Source organism: Jannaschia sp. 2305UL9-9 (assembly GCF_041403465.1).
Taxonomy (GTDB): Bacteria; Pseudomonadota; Alphaproteobacteria; order Rhodobacterales; family Rhodobacteraceae; genus Jannaschia.
Map to the genome: position 1 here is coordinate 377,887 of NZ_JBGEHM010000002.1, position 18,445 is coordinate 396,331.

The 18,445-nt window shown below is 62.8% G+C and carries 15 protein-coding genes; 7 read left to right on the plus strand and 8 right to left on the minus strand.

Annotated elements, in window-relative coordinates; translation table 11 throughout:
- Positions 1 to 123: 123 nt before the first annotated feature.
- On the plus strand, positions 124 to 2,034 hold the full coding sequence (gene dnaK / locus V6N07_RS09695; RefSeq protein WP_371155974.1) for a molecular chaperone DnaK: 1,911 nt from the start codon (positions 124 to 126) through the stop codon (positions 2,032 to 2,034).
- 70 nt (positions 2,035 to 2,104) lie between these two features.
- Positions 2,105 to 3,271: a molecular chaperone DnaJ gene (dnaJ, locus tag V6N07_RS09700; RefSeq protein WP_371155975.1), complete on the plus strand. Its 1,167-nt coding sequence runs from the start codon at positions 2,105 to 2,107 to the stop codon at positions 3,269 to 3,271.
- A 110-nt stretch (positions 3,272 to 3,381) separates the two neighbouring features.
- Here the strand turns inward: dnaJ and V6N07_RS09705 are convergent, their stop codons facing one another.
- Positions 3,382 to 5,643: an NADP-dependent malic enzyme gene (locus V6N07_RS09705; RefSeq protein ID WP_371155976.1), complete on the minus strand. Its 2,262-nt coding sequence runs from the start codon at positions 5,641 to 5,643 to the stop codon at positions 3,382 to 3,384.
- A gap of 81 nt (positions 5,644 to 5,724) precedes the next feature.
- Here V6N07_RS09705 and mutS point away from each other — a divergent pair, with 81 nt between their 5' ends.
- On the plus strand, positions 5,725 to 8,337 hold the full coding sequence (mutS, locus tag V6N07_RS09710) for a DNA mismatch repair protein MutS (protein ID WP_371155977.1): 2,613 nt from the start codon (positions 5,725 to 5,727) through the stop codon (positions 8,335 to 8,337).
- Positions 8,338 to 8,356: 19 nt separating this feature from the next.
- Here the strand turns inward: mutS and V6N07_RS09715 are convergent, their stop codons facing one another.
- Positions 8,357 to 8,926 (minus strand): nucleotide exchange factor GrpE, encoded by a 570-nt coding sequence (locus V6N07_RS09715; protein WP_371155979.1) that lies wholly within the window; start codon positions 8,924 to 8,926, stop codon positions 8,357 to 8,359.
- 21 nt (positions 8,927 to 8,947) lie between these two features.
- Positions 8,948 to 10,012: a heat-inducible transcriptional repressor HrcA gene (gene hrcA, locus V6N07_RS09720; RefSeq protein ID WP_371156800.1), complete on the minus strand. Its 1,065-nt coding sequence runs from the start codon at positions 10,010 to 10,012 to the stop codon at positions 8,948 to 8,950.
- Between the two features lie 136 nt (positions 10,013 to 10,148).
- Between hrcA and rph the strand changes: the two genes are divergently transcribed.
- From rph to hemW, 4 genes are read left to right on the plus strand one after another with little or no spacing between them, the layout of a single operon-like run.
- Positions 10,149 to 10,862 (plus strand): ribonuclease PH, encoded by a 714-nt coding sequence (rph, locus tag V6N07_RS09725; protein ID WP_371155981.1) that lies wholly within the window; start codon positions 10,149 to 10,151, stop codon positions 10,860 to 10,862.
- Positions 10,859 to 11,473, plus strand: coding sequence for an RdgB/HAM1 family non-canonical purine NTP pyrophosphatase (rdgB, locus tag V6N07_RS09730; RefSeq protein WP_371155982.1), 615 nt, complete (start codon positions 10,859 to 10,861; stop codon positions 11,471 to 11,473). The genes rph and rdgB overlap by 4 nt, the downstream gene beginning before the upstream one ends.
- On the plus strand, positions 11,470 to 11,853 hold the full coding sequence (locus V6N07_RS09735; protein WP_371155984.1) for a RidA family protein: 384 nt from the start codon (positions 11,470 to 11,472) through the stop codon (positions 11,851 to 11,853). Before rdgB ends, V6N07_RS09735 begins: the two co-directional genes overlap by 4 nt.
- Entirely contained in the window at positions 11,853 to 13,019 is a 1,167-nt protein-coding gene (gene hemW / locus V6N07_RS09740; protein ID WP_371155985.1) for a radical SAM family heme chaperone HemW, read from the plus strand. The genes V6N07_RS09735 and hemW overlap by 1 nt, the downstream gene beginning before the upstream one ends.
- Here the strand turns inward: hemW and V6N07_RS09745 are convergent.
- The 5 genes from V6N07_RS09745 to mnmE are packed head-to-tail and all read right to left on the minus strand — an operon-like array spanning position 12,996 to position 18,438.
- Positions 12,996 to 13,844 (minus strand): ParB/RepB/Spo0J family partition protein, encoded by an 849-nt coding sequence (locus V6N07_RS09745; RefSeq protein WP_371155986.1) that lies wholly within the window; start codon positions 13,842 to 13,844, stop codon positions 12,996 to 12,998. The two genes, hemW and V6N07_RS09745, sit on opposite strands and share 24 nt — an antisense overlap.
- A gap of 43 nt (positions 13,845 to 13,887) precedes the next feature.
- Positions 13,888 to 14,682, minus strand: a complete 795-nt coding sequence (locus V6N07_RS09750; protein ID WP_371155987.1) for a ParA family protein — start codon at positions 14,680 to 14,682, stop codon at positions 13,888 to 13,890.
- Complete coding sequence (rsmG, locus tag V6N07_RS09755) at positions 14,675 to 15,274, minus strand: 16S rRNA (guanine(527)-N(7))-methyltransferase RsmG (RefSeq protein ID WP_371155989.1); 600 nt, start codon at positions 15,272 to 15,274, stop codon at positions 14,675 to 14,677. The genes V6N07_RS09750 and rsmG overlap by 8 nt, the downstream gene beginning before the upstream one ends.
- The gene (gene mnmG / locus V6N07_RS09760) at positions 15,274 to 17,142 is read right to left on the minus strand and encodes a tRNA uridine-5-carboxymethylaminomethyl(34) synthesis enzyme MnmG (RefSeq protein WP_371155990.1); all 1,869 of its coding nucleotides are present in this window, start codon (positions 17,140 to 17,142) and stop codon (positions 15,274 to 15,276) included. The genes rsmG and mnmG overlap by 1 nt, the downstream gene beginning before the upstream one ends.
- 12 nt (positions 17,143 to 17,154) lie before the next feature.
- Complete coding sequence (gene mnmE / locus V6N07_RS09765) at positions 17,155 to 18,438, minus strand: tRNA uridine-5-carboxymethylaminomethyl(34) synthesis GTPase MnmE (RefSeq protein WP_371155992.1); 1,284 nt, start codon at positions 18,436 to 18,438, stop codon at positions 17,155 to 17,157.
- Positions 18,439 to 18,445 lie beyond the last annotated feature (7 nt).

Genomic DNA, 18,445 nt, shown 5'->3' on the forward strand with positions numbered 1-18,445 from the left:
CACTATATACCCCACGAACCGCGGAAAGGGTGCATTGGACCCGATCCGTATTCATTCGGGATGAGGACCGAAGTGCCGTCAGGGCTTCGGTTCGAGCAAATCGCCTAGAGAGGACACTTCGAAATGGCAAAAGTCATCGGCATCGACCTCGGGACCACGAACTCCTGCGTCGCCATCATGGACGGGGCCACCCCCCGCGTGATCGAGAACGCGGAAGGGGCCCGCACCACACCATCCATCGTCGGCTACACCGAAAACGAACGCCTGGTCGGTCAGCCCGCCAAGCGGCAGGCCGTCACGAACCCGGAAAACACCGTGTTCGGCGTCAAGCGCCTGATCGGTCGCCGGTTCAACGACGAGCACCTGAACAAGGACAAGAAGAACCTCCCCTTCAACGTCGTGTCCGGAAACGGCGACGCCTGGGTCGAGATTCGCGGCGAGAAGTTCTCGCCCGCGCAGGTCAGCGCGCTGATCCTGCAGAAGATGAAGGAAACGGCTGAATCCTATCTGGGCGAAGACGTCACCCAAGCCGTGATCACCGTGCCCGCCTACTTCAACGACGCCCAGCGTCAGGCAACCAAGGACGCCGGCAAGATCGCCGGTCTGGAAGTGCTGCGCATCATCAACGAGCCGACGGCAGCCGCGCTGGCCTATGGCCTCGACAAGCAAGAGACGCGCACGATCGCCGTCTACGACCTTGGTGGTGGTACCTTCGACGTCACGATCCTGGAAATCGACGACGGCCTCTTCGAGGTAAAGTCGACCAACGGCGACACCTTCCTTGGTGGCGAAGACTTCGACATGCGCATCGTGAACTACCTCGCGGAGGAGTTCAAAAAGGAGCATGGCGCAGACCTGACGCAGGACAAGATGGCCCTGCAGCGCCTGAAAGAGGCGGCGGAAAAGGCCAAGATCGAACTGTCGTCCAGCCAGCAGACCGAGATCAACCAGCCCTTCATCTCGATGGGGTCGAACGGTCAGCCGCTGCACATGGTCATGAAGCTGACGCGTGCCAAGCTGGAAAGCCTGGTCGGTGACCTGATCAAGAACTCCATCAAGCCCTGCAAAGAGGCTCTGAAGGATGCAGGTCTGTCGACCTCCGACATCGACGAAGTCGTTCTGGTCGGCGGCATGACGCGTATGCCGAAGGTCATCGAAGAGGTGACCAAGTTCTTCGGCAAGGAGCCGCACAAGGGTGTGAACCCCGATGAGGTCGTCGCAATGGGCGCCGCCATTCAGGCCGGTGTCCTGCAAGGCGACGTCAAGGATGTGGTTCTGCTGGACGTGACGCCCCTGTCGCTCGGCATCGAGACGCTGGGTGGCGTGTTCACCCGCCTGATCGACCGCAACACGACGATCCCGACCAAGAAGTCGCAGGTGTTCTCGACCGCCGAGGACAACCAGAACGCCGTGACGATCCGCGTGTTCCAGGGCGAACGCGAGATGGCCGCCGACAACAAGATGCTCGGCAACTTCAACCTCGAAGACATCCCGCCCAGCCCGCGTGGCATGCCCCAGATCGAAGTGACCTTCGACATCGACGCCAACGGCATCGTGTCGGTGGGCGCCAAGGATAAGGGCACCGGCAAGGAACAGCAGATCACGATCCAGGCCTCTGGCGGTCTGTCGGATGTGGACATCGAACAGATGGTCAAGGACGCAGAGGCAAACGCCGACGCCGACAAGAAGCGCCGCGATCTGGTGGAAGCCAAGAACCAGGCCGAAAGCCTCGTGCATTCGACCAAAAAGTCGGTCGAGGATCACGGCGACAAGGTGGATCCGTCCACCGTCGAGGCAATCGAACTGGCGGTTTCCGCGCTGGAAGAGGTCATGGAAGGCGACGATGCCGAGAAGATCAAGTCCGGCATCCAGAACGTGACCGAAGCGGCCATGCGTCTGGGCGAGGCCATCTACAAGGCGCAGGCCGGTGATGACGACACCGCCGCCCCCGCCGACGAGGGCACTGCCGGTCCGGACGACGAGATCCTCGATGCGGATTTCGAAGATCTGGACGACGATCAGAAGCGGGCCTGATTCCTGCTGGCATGTTGCAACACGTCAGGCCGGCCCCCCGCGGGCCGGCCTTGTCGTTGGAGGATAATCCATGGCCAAACGTGACTATTACGAGACGCTCGGCGTCGCGCGCGGCGCGAGTCCCGACGAAATCAAGAAAGCCTTCCGCACCAAGGCAAAGGAACTGCACCCCGACCGCAATTCCGACAACCCCAACGCGGAAGCACAATTCAAGGAAGCCAACGAGGCCTACGACGTTCTGAAGGACGCCGAGAAGAAGGCCGCCTACGACCGCTTCGGCCACGCCGCCTTCGAGGGTGGCATGGGCGGCGGCGGACCGCGCCGTCCGGGTGCCGGACCGCAGGGGCAGGGCGACTTTGCCAGCGCTTTTTCGGACGTGTTCGAAGACCTCTTCGGTGACTTCATGGGCGGGCAGCCCGGCCAACAGGGTCGGGGCGGTCGGGCGCGTGCATCGCGCGGGTCGGACCTGCGCTACAACATGCGCATCACGCTCGAAGAAGCCTTCGCCGGCGAACAGAAGACGATCACGGTTCCGACCGCCGTGCAGTGCACGAAATGCGACGGCAAGGGGACCGAAGGTGCCTCGGAGCCCGCGACCTGCCCGACCTGTTCCGGCATGGGCAAGGTGCGCGCGCAGCAGGGCTTCTTCACCGTCGAACGGACCTGTCCCACCTGTTCGGGTGCGGGTCAGATCATCAAGAACCCCTGTTCGCAATGCGGCGGCGGCGGTCGTGTCGAGAAGGAGCGTCAGCTGTCGGTCAACGTGCCGGCCGGTGTCGAAACCGGCACGCGCATCCGCCTGACCGGCGAGGGCGAGGCTGGCCTGCGCGGTGGGCCGACGGGGGATCTCTATATCTTCATCGAAGTTGCGGATCACCCGATCTTTCAACGTGATGGCGTGAACCTCTATTGCGCCGTGCCCGTGTCGATGACCGCCGCTGCCTTGGGCGGAGAGGTCGAGGTGCCGACCATCGATGGTGGCCGGTCCCGCGTGAAGGTCCCGGCCGGGTCGCAGACCGGGCGTCAGATGCGCCTGCGCGGCAAGGGCATGCCCGCCCTGCGCGGTGGCGGTGTCGGCGACATGTTCATCGAGATGGCGATCGAGACGCCGGTGAACCTGACCTCCAAGCAGAAGGAACTGTTGCGCGAATTCGAAAAGATCGATGCGGACAACAACCCGCAAGGCGACAGCTTCTTCCGCAAGGTCAAAGGGTTCTGGGACGGGATGACGCAATAAGGTCCGATCCGTCGAACAGCCGAAAAAACGAAAGGGGCGTCCTGTGGGCGCCCCTTTTGCTATCTGGCATCGTGCCCCGATCACCGGCCCGGGCGGCGGGCAATGCCCTGCTATCCACCCACGCGACAGGCCGCCAGCAACGCCATGTTCAGGATATCCGAGGCCGTGGACCCGGTCGATGCGATCTGGATCGGTCGTTCGATCCCGGTCAGGATCGGGCCGATCACGGTGGCCCCGGCCATTTCCTGCATCAGCTTGACCGAGATCGACGCCGAATGCCGCGCCGGCACGACCAGAACGTTCGCCGGTCCCGTCAGGCGCGAGAACGGATAGTTCGCGGCCACCTCCGGGTTCAAGGCGACATCCACGGTCATCTCGCCCTCGTATTCGAAATCCGCCCCGCGCGCTTTCAGGACATCGGGCGCCAAATGCATCTTGGTCGCGCGTTCCGACACCGGGTAGCCGAAGGTCGAGAAGCTGACGAAGGCGACGCGAGGCTCCATTCCGAAACCACGGGCAACGCGGGCGCCCGCCTCGGCAATGGTGGCAAGGTCTTCCTCCTCCGGCCATTCGTGCACCAGCGTATCACCGATCAGAACGATGCGCCCCCGATGCAGAAGCGCCGTGATCCCCACGGCCTGATCGTTGCTCTGGATCTCGAAGACATGATTCAAAAGGCGGATCGCATGGGCCGATTTGCGCGTGGCCCCCGTCACCAACCCGTCACCGTGGTCATGGGCCAGCATCAGCGCCGCAAAGACATGGCGGTCGCGCGTGGCAAGGCGGTGGACGTCCTGCGCGTCATATCCCTGCCGCTGCAACCGCTTGTAGAGATGCGCCTTGTAGGCATCCAGATGCCGGGTATTGGCCGCGTTCACGACCTCCAGTTCGCGGACGGCATCGCCAAGGCCCGCGGCCTCCAGCTTTTCGCGCACGTCATCCGACCGCCCCACCACCAGCGCCTTGCCATAGCCGTTGCGCTGATAGGCAACGGCGGCGCGCAGGACGCGGGGATCATCCCCTTCGGCAAAGATCATGCGCGCCTGCGCCTGCCGCGACCGCGACGACAGCCCCTGCAGGATGGACGCCGTCGGATCCATTCGCGCGGCAAGGTCATTGGTATAGCGTTCCATGTCCACGATGGGGCGGCGGGCAACCCCGGTGTCCATCCCCGCGCGAGCCACGGCGGGCGGGATGACGTGGATCAGGCGCGGGTCGAAAGGGGTCGGGATGATGTAATCGCGCCCGAAGGTCAGCTTGCGACCGTAAGCCATCGCCACCTCGTCCGGCACGTCCTCGCGCGCGAGTTCGGCCAAGGCCTCGGCACAGGCGATCTTCATCTCGTCGTTGATGGCGCGCGCGTGGATGTCGAGGGCCCCGCGGAAGAGATAGGGAAAGCCCAGGACATTGTTCACCTGGTTGGGATAGTCCGACCGCCCCGTCGCCACGATGGCATCGGCGCGAACCTCGTGCGCCTCCTCCGGGGTGATCTCCGGGTCGGGGTTGGCCATGGCGAAGATGACGGGATTGTCGGCCATGCTGGCGACCATGTCCTGAGTCACGGCACCCTTGGCGGAAACCCCCAGAAACACATCCGCCCCCTGCATCGCCTGTTCAAGGCTGCGCAGGTCGGTCTTGACGGCATGGGCCGACTTCCACTGGTTCATCCCCTCGGACCGACCCTGATAGATCACGCCCTTGGTGTCGCACATGATGCAGTTCTCGTGCCGTGCGCCCATGGATTTCAACAACTCGAGACAGGCGATCCCCGCCGCCCCCGCGCCGTTCAGGACGATGCGCACGTCCTCGATCTTCTTGCCCGACAGGTGCAGCGCGTTGATCAACCCGGCGGCGCAGATCACGGCGGTGCCGTGCTGATCGTCGTGGAAGACGGGGATGTCCATCTCCTCCTTCAGGCGGCTTTCGATCATGAAGCATTCGGGCGCCTTGATGTCCTCCAGGTTGATGCCCCCGAAGGACGGCCCCATCAGCTTGACGGCCGCGACGAAGGCGTCGACTTCTTCCGTGTCCAGCTCGATGTCGATGGAATTGACGTCGGCAAAGCGTTTGAACAGGACCGCCTTCCCCTCCATCACCGGTTTGGAGGCCAGCGCACCAAGGTTGCCAAGGCCCAGAACCGCCGTCCCGTTGGAAATCACCGCCACGAGGTTGCCCTTGGTGGTGTAGTCATAGGCCAGCGCAGGGTCGGCGGCGATCCGTTCGCAGGGCACGGCGACACCGGGGGAATAGGCCAGAGACAGATCACGTTGCGTCGCCATCGCGGTCGAGGCATTGATCTCGATCTTTCCGGGCCGCGGCTCCAGATGGTAGCTCAGCGCCTCTGCGTCGGTGATCCTTGTACGTCCGGCCATTGTCTTCCTCCCTCGGGTCAGGATGGTGTAGCGGGCGGCGCGCACGGACGGTAGGGTGCGACCGCTAACGGAGGGGCCCAAATGTCAGTCACGCCGATGATGGCCCAGTTCCTTGAGATCAAGGCAGAGGCGCCCGATGCCCTGCTGTTCTACCGGATGGGCGATTTCTACGAATTGTTCTTCGATGATGCCGTTGCGGCGGCCGCCGCGCTGGATATCGCCCTGACCAAGCGGGGCAAGCATCTGGGTGAAGACATCCCGATGTGCGGCGTGCCTGTGCATTCCGCGGAAAACTACCTGATGACCCTTATCCGCAAGGGGTTCCGCGTCGCGGTTTGCGAGCAGCTCGAAAGCCCGGCCGAGGCAAAGAAGCGCGGATCCAAGTCCGTCGTCAAACGCGGCATCGTGCGCCTTGTGACGCCGGGCACCTTGACCGAGGATACCCTGCTGGACGCGCGGGCGCACAACTACCTTGCCGCATGGGCGGAGGTGCGGGGCACCGGGGCCCTGGCATGGGCGGATGTCTCGACGGGGGCGTTCCACGTGGCGATCTGTCCCCGCGTGCGGCTTGGCCCCGATCTGGCGCGGATCGGCGTCGCCGAAGTCGTTCTGGTCGAAGGGTCCGACGCCATTTCGGTGGTCGAGGATCTTGGCGCGGCGGCAACACCGCTGGGGCGCAGCGCATTCGACTCCGCCTCTGCCGAGGCACGGTTGCGGGCGATGTTCGACGTCGGCTCCCTCGACGCCTTCGGCAGTTTCGAACGCGCCGAGCTGTCGGCCATGGGCGCGCTGATCGAATACGTGGAACTGACACAGCGCGGTCAGTTGCCCCTGATGCGCACGCCGCGGCGCGAGGCCGCGTCGGACCTGATGGCCATCGATACCGCCACGCGGCGCAGCCTGGAGTTGACGCGCGGGGCATCGGGCGGGCGGGACGGATCCCTGCTATGGGCGATCGACCGCACCGTGACAGCGGCAGGCGGCCGCCTGCTGGAGCGGCGCCTCGCGGCCCCCTCGGCGGTGACGGACACGATCAAGGCCCGGCTCGACGCAGTCGAATGGGCCACCGTGGAAGCGGCCATGGCAAGCGATCTGCGGGCCGTCCTGCGACGTGTGCCAGATATGGATCGCGCCTTGTCGCGATTGTCGCTGGACCGTGGGGGCCCGCGTGATCTTGCGGCCGTGCGCGATGGGCTTGCTGCAGCAGACAGGCTCTATTCCACGATTCACGAGACTGATCTGCCGCTGGATGTGACGGGTTTGATCGGGTTGGAGGCATTGCGCGACCTTCTGGACACCGCCCTTGTCGCGGAACCGCCCCTGATGCTGCGCGACGGGGGCGTGGTGGCAAGCGGGTATGACGGCGAACTCGATGAGATGCGGCGACTGCGTGACGAAGGCCGCGGCGTCATCGCCGCCCTGCAGGCCGACTACGTGGCTGCGACGGGGATCACCACGTTGAAGGTCAAGCACAACAACGTGCTGGGCTACTTCATCGAAACGACCGCGACCCATGCGGACAGGATGCGTGCGGATGACAGGTTCATCCATCGGCAGACGACGGCCAACCAGGTCCGGTTCACGACCGTCGAACTGTCCGAGTTGGAGACCAAGATCCTGAATGCCGGCGGACGCGCGCAGGAGCGGGAAAGCCATATCTTCTCGGAACTGCGCACCAACGTGCTGGCCGCGTCCGATAGGATCTTCACCGCCGCGCGGACCCTTGCGGAACTGGACGTCACGACGGCGCTTGCCGATCTTGCAACGGGGGAAGGGTGGTGTCGCCCCAGGGTCGACACCAGCCGGGCCTTCGACATCACCGCAGGTCGTCACCCCGTCGTCGAACGCGCGCTGAAACGCGACGGAACACCCTTCGTGACGAACGACACGACGCTGACCGCGACGGACGGCGCAGCAATCCGGCTGCTGACCGGGCCGAACATGGCAGGTAAATCCACATGGCTGCGCCAGAACGCCCTGATCGCGGTGCTGGCGCAATGCGGATCCTTCGTGCCCGCCGAGGCGGCCCATATCGGGATCGTCACGCAGTTGTTCAGCCGGGTAGGGGCCTCGGATGACCTTGCCCGAGGGCGGTCGACATTCATGGTAGAGATGGTGGAGACGGCGGCGATCCTGAACCAGGCGGACGACCGCAGTTTCGTCATTCTGGATGAGATCGGTCGCGGCACCGCGACCTATGACGGCCTGTCCATCGCTTGGGCCACGCTGGAGCATCTGCACGACATCAACCGTTGCCGCGCGCTGTTCGCGACGCATTACCACGAAATGACGGTTCTGGCCGGTCGCCTCGACGGGGTCGAGAACGCGACCGTCGCCGTGCGGGAATGGGAAGGCGACGTGATCTTCCTGCACGAGGTGCGCGATGGCGCGGCAGACCGGTCCTACGGGGTGCAGGTCGCCAAGCTGGCGGGCCTGCCGCAGTCTGTCGTCACCCGCGCCCGGGCCGTTCTGACGGCGTTGGAAGAAGGGGAAAGATCGGGCAAGACGGCACCGAAGGCCATGATCGACGACCTGCCGCTGTTCAGCGCGACACCGGTGCCGGCACCGACGCCACCGAAGACGAGCGCCGTCGAAGCAAGGTTGGGCGATGTTCTGCCAGATACGCTGAGCCCGCGAGAGGCATTGGACCTGATCTATGAACTCAAGGCGCTGAAGGACGGCAGGGCGGAGTAATCCGCCCCGCCGCGCGCAATCACGCGGGCGTGGACGACACGCCGACCTGCGCGGGCCGCAACAGGCGGTCGTGCAGGAAGAACCCTTCGGAGGCAATCTGGATGATCTCTCCGGCCTTGGTGCCGGGCAGGGGCGCCTCGAACATCGCCTGATGCACCTGCGGGTCGAACTTGTCACCGACCTCGGGCGAGATCAGCGAAATGCCGTGCTTGCCGAACACGTCGATCAGGGCCTTCAGCGTCAGCTGGATCCCCTCGATCACGCCGTCCTTGCCGTCACCGGCGGCATCCAGCGCGCGGCGCAGGTTGTCGTAGACCGGCAGCAGGTCACGGGCCAGCTTGGAGCCGCCGTACTGCTCTGCCTCGACACGGTCGCGGGCGGCGCGTTTGCGCACGTTCTCGGCCTCGGCCAGAGACCGCATCAGGCGGTCGCGCAATTCATCCCGCTCGGCGGTGATCGCCTCGACGTTGGCGCGGGACGTGGCGGGCGCGGTCGGTCCGTCGCCCTCTTCCATCGCGGCGTCGAGGTCGAAATCCTCTTCCATATCCTCGGGGTCATCGAGGAACGGATTTTCCTTTGGCTCAGCCATGCTCACCCTCTTCGTGGTTCTCTATCTTTGGGGGCCGGACAGGATACGTCCGACCAACTGTGCGGTGTAATCGACGATCGGCACGATCCGTCCATAATTCAGACGGGTCGGACCGATCACGCCGACCGCACCGACGATTTTGCGATCCGCGTTCATATAGGGGGAAACCACCAGAGATGAACCGGAAAGTGAGAAGAGTTTGTTTTCCGACCCGATGAAAATGCGCACACCTTCCCCCGTTTCCGCAAGGGACAGGAACTCGGTGATGTCCCGCTTGCGTTCGAGGTCGTCGAACAGGCTGCGGATGCGGTCGAGATCGGCGGGATCGGCCCCTTCGCCCAGCAGGTTGGCACGGCCGCGCACGATCAGGCGCTCGGACCGTTCGCCCTCGTTCTCCCACGCGGCAAGACCCTGTTCGATAAGGTCGTGGGCCAGGATGTCGATCTCCTGCCGCCGCGCGTCGACCTCGGCCGCCATCAGGCCGCGCAGGTCCGAGATCGTCTTGCCGTCGATCATCGCGTTCAGGAAATTCGCCGCCTCGCGCATCGACGACGGCGTCTGGCCGGGGGGCGGGACGAACACGCGGTTCTCGACGTGGCCATCGGCAAAGACCAGCACCACAAGCGCCCGGTCCGCAGCGAGGGACACGAATTCGATATGCTTGATCGGGGCCTCGTGCTTTGGGGCCAGGACAAGGGACGCGCCCTGCGTGATGCCGGACAGGGCGTTGCCGACGCGGTCCATCATCTTGCCGACATCGGCTTCGGACGATCCGACGGAGGCCTCGATCTTGTCGCGGTCCTCGTCGCCCAGCGTCGCCTCCAGCAGGCCGTCAACGAACATGCGCAGGCCGGCCTGTGTCGGAATGCGCCCAGCAGAGACGTGGGGCGCCTGTATCAGGCCCAGATACTCCAGATCCTGCATCACGTTGCGCACGGTCGCCGCCGACACCTGTTCGGACATCGTGCGCGTCAACGTGCGGCTGCCCACCGGATCGCCGGTGCCAAGATACCCTTCGACCACCCGACGAAATACCTCGCGGGAGCGGTCGTTCATCTCGGACAGGATCTTGGCGTTATCGGACATCGGGTTCTCGGGGTGGGGCGCTAGGGATGTATGCACCAAAGGCCGTGCGGTCAATCGCGCGTTGTCCACCGCGACCCTTGCTTATGGGTGGGGCAGGGGTCAGAACCCGGGGCAACATCACACAAGGACGACAGACATGAGACCTTCCGGCAGAGCCCTGGACCAGATGCGCGACATCGAAATCGACGTGGACGTGACCATGCATGCCGAGGGATCCTGCATGATCCGTTGCGGCAATACGCATGTCCTGTGCACGGCATCGCTGGAGCCGCGCGTGCCGCCCTTCCTGCGCAACACCGGACAGGGCTGGGTCACCGCGGAATACGGCATGTTGCCCCGTGCAACCACGTCGCGCATGCGGCGCGAGGCGGCGGCAGGCAAGCAATCGGGTCGCACGCAGGAAATCCAGCGCCTGATCGGGCGGTCCCTGCGCGCCGGCATCGACCGTCAGGCCCTGGGCGAGCGTCAGATCACCGTGGATTGCGACGTCATTCAGGCAGACGGCGGCACGCGCTGTGCCTCCATCACCGGTGGTTGGGTCGCGCTGCGGCTGGCGGTCAACAAGCTGCTCAAGGCCGGGGATATCACCAGCGATCCGCTGCTCGACCATGTCGCCGCGGTATCCTGCGGGATCTATGCGGGCCAGCCGGTCCTCGACCTCGACTACCCCGAGGATTCCGAGGCCGGAACGGATGGCAACTTCGTGATGACCGGATCGGGTCAGATGATCGAGTTGCAGGCCAGCGCGGAGGGCGCCACCTTCAGTCGGGACCAGTTCGCGGAACTGATGGCGCTGGCCGACAAGGGTGTGTCCGAACTGGTCGCCGCACAGAAGGCCGCGGTCGCATGAAGGCGATTGGCGACACGCTTTTGATTGCCACGCACAACGCCGGCAAGCTGGAGGAGTATCGCGCCCTGTTCGCCCCCTTGGGCATCACCTGCAGGTCGAACGCCGATTTCGACCTGCCGGAGCCGGAGGAGACGGAAACGACCTTCGTCGGTAATGCCCGGATCAAGGCCCGCGCCGCGGTTGCGGCCACGGGTCTGCCTGCCCTCGCCGATGACAGCGGGATCGAGGTCGACGCCTTGGACGGGCGTCCGGGCGTGCACACCGCCGACTGGGCTGAGACGCCGAATGGCCGGGATTTCATCATGGCCATGACCCGCACCAAGACGGAACTGGACGCGAGTGGTACCGCCGAGCCGTGGACGGCGCGGTTTCGCGCCACGCTCGTCCTGATGTGGCCTGATGGCACGGAGGCGGTTTTCGAAGGCGCCGTCGAAGGCACGCTCGTCTGGCCCATCCGCGGTCAGGTCGGTCACGGCTATGACCCGATGTTTCAGCCATTGGGTCACGACAAGACGTTCGGCGAGATGACTTTCGCGGAAAAGAACGCGATCAGTCACCGTTCGGACGCCTTGCAACAGATGATGGCGGCCTTGGCCAAGACTGCGGGATGAGCCGCCGACTGATCAGCACCGGATCCCCGTTCGAGGCACAGGTGGGCTATTCCCGCGCGGTGGTTCAAGGGGACTGGTGTTTCATGGCCGGGGTGACCGGCTATGATTATGAAACGATGAAACTGCCGGACGGGATCGAGGCGCAGGCACGGGCCTGCCTTGCCACGGTGCGCAAGGTCCTGACCGAAGCAGGCTTCCCCTTCGATAGCATCGTTCGCGTCACGCACTACGTATCGGATCGCAGCCTCGTGCCCGCTCTGATCCCCGTCCTGGGCCAGGAATTGGGTGATGTCCGCCCGGCGGCGACGATGGTGATCGCCGGGTTGATGGAGGACGCGATGCTCTACGAAATCGAAGTCACGGCCTATCGGGGCACCTGATGGAAAATTGGCAAGTCGGCGGGTTCGGCATCTATGTGCATTGGCCCTTCTGCGCCGCGAAATGCCCGTATTGCGATTTCAATTCCCACGTATCGCGCGGAATCGATCAGGTGGCCTATCGCAAGGCCTACCTGTCCGAGATCGACCATTGGGCCGATCAGACCGAAGGGCGCGTCGTCTCCTCCGTGTTTTTCGGGGGCGGAACCCCCTCCCTCATGGATCCTGACACCACGGCCGCAATTCTGGACAGGATCGCGGGCCGCTGGACGATGGCCAACGATCTGGAGGTGACGCTGGAGGCAAATCCGACTTCGGTCGAGGCGGGACGGTTCCGCGCGTTTGCGGGTGCCGGGGTCAATCGCTTTTCCGTCGGCCTGCAGGCGTTGAACGATGGTGATCTGACCCGCCTTGGGCGGTTGCACAGCGTCGATGAGGGTCGACGCGCCTATGAAATTGCCCGCGATACCTGTGATCGCGTCTCGTTCGACCTGATATATGCCCGGCAGGATCAATCCCTAGCCGCCTGGGAGGCGGAGCTGCGCACCGCCCTGGCGATGGAACCGGATCACCTGTCCCTCTATCAGCTGACGATCGAGGAGGGCACGGCCTTCGGCGATCGCGCGGCCATCGGTCGGCTTGGGGGGTTACCCTCCGAAGACCTGTCTGCCGACATGTACGACCTGACCCAAGCCATGACGGCGCAGGCCGGTATCCCAAGGTATGAAATTTCCAACCACGCACGACCCGGCGCGGAAAGCAGGCACAACCTGATCTATTGGCGGGGTGGGGACTGGCTGGGCATCGGGCCCGGTGCGCATGGACGTGTCGCGTTGAACGGACACCGCACGGCCACACGAAACGCCATGATGCCCGAAGTCTGGCGAAGCCTTGCGCAAACCAGGGGACATGGCGCGGAAGAACGGCAAACCTTGCAGAACATCGATACCGCCGAGGAACTGCTGCTCATGTCATTGCGGTTGCGTGACGGGCTGGATCTGGACCGCCTACACACGCTCGGGTTCTGTCCGGACGATGCGGCCATTCAGTCGCTTGTGGATCAGGGCGTTCTGGTCGCGGATCAGACGACCTTGCGCGCCACTGACCGCGGCACGCCTGTCCTGAATCAGGTGATTGGCGGCCTACTACCGCTCCAACCCGTTGGATAGCAGCGCGCAGAGCTGATCCAACTGTTCAAGAGACTGATATTTAACGGAAATCTGACCACTTTCTGCGCCGTTTTCGTGCTTGATCTGGACCGCCAATCCCAGAGCGGCTGTCAGATCGCCTTCGAGGGCCACGGTATCCGCATCCTTCGCGGCCTTTGACTTGGCGGGACGCGCCGGGGTTTCGGCCTTGGACGACTTTGCCAGGCGCTCCGTCTCCCGAACGGACAAGCCATTCTTGACGACCAGCGCGGCCAAAGCCTCGGGGTCTTCGGCATTGATCAGGGCCCGCGCATGGCCTGCGGACAACTGACCGTTCCGCAGCAGATCCTGAACGCCGTCGGGCAGCTTCAGAAGGCGCATGAGGTTCGCGACGTGACTGCGCGATTTTCCCAGAACGGTCGAAAGCTGATCCTGCGTATGACCAAACCGGTCAATCAGCTGGCGAAAGCCCTGCGCCTCTTCGATGGCATTCAGATCATCGCGCTGAATGTTCTCGACAATGGCAACTTCGAGGACTTCGAGGTCGTCAAACTCCCGCACGATGACCGGGATCTTGTGCAACCCGCTTCGCTGCGCCGCGCGCCAACGACGTTCCCCGGCGACGATCTCGTAGCGATCCGTCTGTCCCGGTGCACTGCGAACGATCAGAGGCTGCAGAACACCTTTCGCAGCGATCGAGGCCGCAAGGTCGGACAGCTTCTCTTCATCGAAAGAACGGCGCGGCTGATCCGGATTGGGATGGATCAGTTCGATCGGAATCTCGCGATCAGGGCTGCTGCTACGCTTGCTGCCCGCGTCGGTCGCGTCGACGCCAATATCGGCCATCAGGGCTGAAAGACCGCGTCGCATGGGTTTCCGCGTGGTGGAGTCAGACATTTTCGGGCACCTGGCTGGCAGAGTTACGGGACATGACTTCGCTTGCCAGAGCCTTGTAGGCCAAGGCCCCCCGCGACGTCGGATCATAGTTCAGGACAGGCATGGCATAGCTTGGCGCTTCGCTTAGCCGGACGTTGCGCGGGATCATGGTTTCGAAGACGAGGTCGCCCAAATTGGAACGCGCATCTTCCTCGACCTGCTGGCAAAGGTTGTTCCGCCGATCAAACATCGTGAGAACGATCCCTTCGATCCGCAAATCGGCATTTGCCGTTTCCCGCACCTCTCGTACCGTCAGCAGAAGCTGTGACAGACCTTCGAGCGCAAAGAATTCCGCCTGAAGGGGCACGATCACCGTGTCGGAGGCCACGAAAGCGTTGATGGTCAGAAGGTTCAGAGACGGCGGACAGTCGATCAGGATGAAATCGAAATCGGACTCCCGATGATGCAAGGCGTTGCGCAGGTGAACCACACGCCGGGCCGTTGCCATCAGTTCGGAGTCCGCGGAGCTAAGATCCATGTTCGCCGGAATGATCGACAGATTCTCCACATCGGTCGGTCGCGCCAGAGACGAGGCCGAATCCTGCCCGAGCAGAAGATCGTAGACTGTCTTGCGCCGCTCATCCCTGGAGATGCCCAATCCGGTCGACGCGTTGCCCTGCGGGTCCAGATCAATGATCAGCACGCGCTGACCTCGTACGGCTAAAGCCGCGCCAAGATTGATCGCCGTGGTCGTTTTTCCCACACCACCTTTTTGATTGGCGATGCTGATGATCTTCTTGCTACCCATTGCGACGCCGTAAGTTTGTAAGTTCAAGAATCTTACCATCCGATGCCGGGGCACCATCGTGTACGTTAAGATCGTAAGCCCAGTCTACGCTGGCCAAATCGTGCTCCGCTTCCCAGTTCTTCCCTTTCGGGAAAAGGTATCTGGTCCCATCTGTCCCGTGTCTTAACGCATATTCCAGCAGCAACGGCAAAGGCGCGAGTGCACGGGCCGATACGATTTCTGCGTTCAGTGGCGGAACGGCTTCTATGCGATCTGCGATCACCTGAGCATTCAGCCCGAGTTCCCGCTTTGCCGTGCGAAGGAATGCTGCCTTGCGTCCGTCGCTTTCGACAAGCGTAACCTTGCAGGAAGGACGCAGGATCGACACGACCAACCCCGGAAACCCGCCCCCGGAGCCCAGATCCACCCACGAAGATACATCGTGAGCTACAGCATTCGATACGGCCGCGGCGTCCAAGGAATGCCGATTGCGGATATCCGTCAAGGTAGAGGGCGCGATGAGGTTGATTTTGCTGTTCCAACGGCGAACCAAGTCTTCAAGCCGGTCCAATGTTTCACGTGAAACATCGTCAAGGTTCTGCGCTGCGGACATCAGGCGGACAGCCGCGCATGACGTTTCACCGCACTCAGAAGGGTAACCAAAGCTGCTGGGGTCATCCCCTCCAACCGGCCGGCTTGACCAATGGTTTCCGGACGGGCCTTTGCCAGCTTGCTTCGAATTTCCCCGGACAAACCGGAAATTGCCGACAGATCGATATCTCGCGGAATGGCCAAGTTCTCTTCCCGCTCCATTGCGGCAACATCACGGGCTTGCCGTTCTTCGTAGTGGTGATACGTCGCATTACGCTTAACCTGATCCCGGATCGCCTGATCCCAAGTCTCGAACGCCGGCCACGCCTGTTCAACTGCCGATACATCCACCTCCGATAGCGACAGAAGATCATAAGCGGAGCGTTTCCGCCCGTCAGATGCGGATGCGATACCGGCCCGGTGCAATGCATCGTTTGTTATGGCAGTTTCCTTTGCGGCCGCCGAGCAATCGTCAATTTTCCGCAGCTTCTCTTCGGCCATACGCAAGCGGTCTTCACCAAGGCATCCGATCTGCGCACCAAAGTTCGTAAGGCGCGCATCCGCGTTGTCCGCCCGCAACGAAAGTCGAAACTCGGCCCGGGACGTAAACATGCGATAGGGCTCAGTCACGCCGCGGGTCACAAGGTCGTCGATCATGACACCGATATAAGAGGACGACCGAGAGAACGTGACGGCATCCTTATCCAAGCTCCGCCGAGCCGCATTCAGTCCGGCAACCAAGCCCTGAGCGGCGGCCTCTTCATAGCCAGTTGTGCCGTTGATCTGGCCCGCCAGATAAAGTCCGGGAAGATCGGGCAACTCAAGTGACCGGGAAAGCTCTCTCGGGTCAATATAGTCGTACTCGATCGCATAGCCGAACTGGGCGATTTCGGCGTTTTCCAACCCTTGAATGGAACGGACGTAGTCCGTCTGCACATCCTCCGGCAGCGATGTAGAGATGCCGTTGGGATAGACTAACGGGCTGTTTAGACCCTCAGGCTCAAGAAAGATCTGGTGCGATGCCTTCTCGGCAAAACGTACGACCTTGTCTTCGATCGACGGACAGTAGCGCGGTCCGATGCTGTCGATATGTCCACCATACATTGCGGACCGATCCAGGTTCCCCCGGATAATGTCATGCGTCGCTTCGTTCGTATGCGTGATACCACAGGAAATCTGGCGGATGGCGGTCGCTCTTGTCGCGAAGGAAAAGAACGTCGGATCCTCGTCGCCCGGCTGCATGTCCAAGCCTGACCAATCAATCGACGCGGACACGATGCGGGGCGGGGTGCCCGTCTTCAAACGCCCCATGCGCAAGCCGCTCTCCCGCAACCGTCTGGACAGCCCATGCGACGCCGCTGCACCATGGCGGCCACCGGGAAATGAACGGTCACCGATATGGATCAGGCCGCCGAGGAATGTGCCAGTTGTCAGGATGACCGTAGAACTGGAAACACTGCTCCCATCAGCGAACATGACACCGGCAACCCTGTTTCCGTCCGTCACGATCAGATCGGCAACCTCGGCCGCTATAAGGCTGATCCCGCGATCCGCGCTGAACTCCGCCTGCATTGCCTGCTTGTAGGCATCGCGATCGGCCTGCGCCCGTGGCCCCTGCACAGCGGGCCCCTTGCGCCGGTTCAGCAGACGGAACTGGATACCTGCCGCGTCGGCAACCCGTCCCATGACACCATCCAGCGCGTCGATCTCCCGGACCAGATGACCTTTACCCAAGCCACCGATTGCCGGGTTACAGGACATCACACCAAGGTCATCGAGACGCATGGTAACCAGTGCGACGCGTGCACCGACCCGTGCCGCGGCCTGAGCGGCTTCACAGCCGGCATGACCGCCACCGACGACGATGACATCATAATCCAATTGTTTCACGTGAAACCCTGCTTATTTTCCGAGGCAGAACGAACTGAATATCTCGTCCAAGACGGCTTCGATATCAACCCCGCCGATCATCCCCTGAAGGTTGCGTGCGGAAAGCCGCAGTTCCTCGACAAACACCTCATCAGGCGGGGGAGGGGTGCTGGATACCAGACGGGACAACCGTTCAACGGTATCACGCAAGGCGACTTCGTCCCGTTGCCGCGATACAAAACCCGCGTCCGATACGCGTGCGGTCAGAATTTCGCCGATCTTTTTCACCAGTTTGTCGATCCCCGCACCGGTGACAGCCGAAATATCAGCCTCCGCATCGATATCAGCTTTCGTACGCAGATGCAGATCATCCGTCTGTGATGCCACGGGAAATTGCGGTTGACCCTTGCCTTCGTAGAGAAACAGTCGAAGGTCTGCCTCATTCGCGCGTTTCACGGCACGTTCGACCCCAATGGCCTCGACGACGTCATCAGTCTCGCGCAGACCAGCGGTATCCAGGAAGTTTACCTTCAACCCGGCGATATCCAAGGATTTTTCAACAACATCGCGTGTCGTCCCAGCAATGGGGGAAACGATGGCAATGTCGGATCGCGCCAGTCGGTTCAGCAGGGATGACTTGCCGGAGTTCGGCGCGCCGACCAAGGCCACATCGAATCCGCTTCTCAGGCTTTGTGCGGTTTTCACGCCGGCCAGTTCATCCCGAAGCGATGCGACGAGCCGACGAAGCAGGTCCATGACCTCCGGCATCACCTGCTCGGGAACATCCTCGTCCGCGAAGTCAATCGTTGCTTCGATCAGGGCCATCGCGCGAATGATGTCGGCGCGCCAGCGGCCGATACGTTCCGCCATTTCGCCGGACAGGACACGCATCGCCTCGCGCCGCTGAACCTCCGTCTCGGCATCGATGATATCGGCGAGGCCCTGAACTTCCGTCAGGTCCAATCGGTCGTTCAGCAGGGCCTTGCGTGTAAATTCCCCCGGCTCCGCCATGCGGGCGAAAGGCATCTCACCAAGCCGCCGCAGCACCGCACGCACCACGGCGATACTGCCGTGCAACTGCAACTCGGCCGATACCTCACCGGTAAAGCTGCGGCCAGCCTCGAAGAAAAGCACGAGCGCCCGATCAAGAACCGTCCCGTCGGAGTCGCGGATGGATCGAAGGCTGGCGTGCCTTGGTTCCAATCCGGTGATGCCGAGCTCGGACAAGACCTGTCCCGCCTCGGGACCCGAGATCCGCACGACGGAAACGCCAGCCTTCCCTGGCGCGGACGCCAGGGCAAAGATCGTATCCGTCATAGGAAAG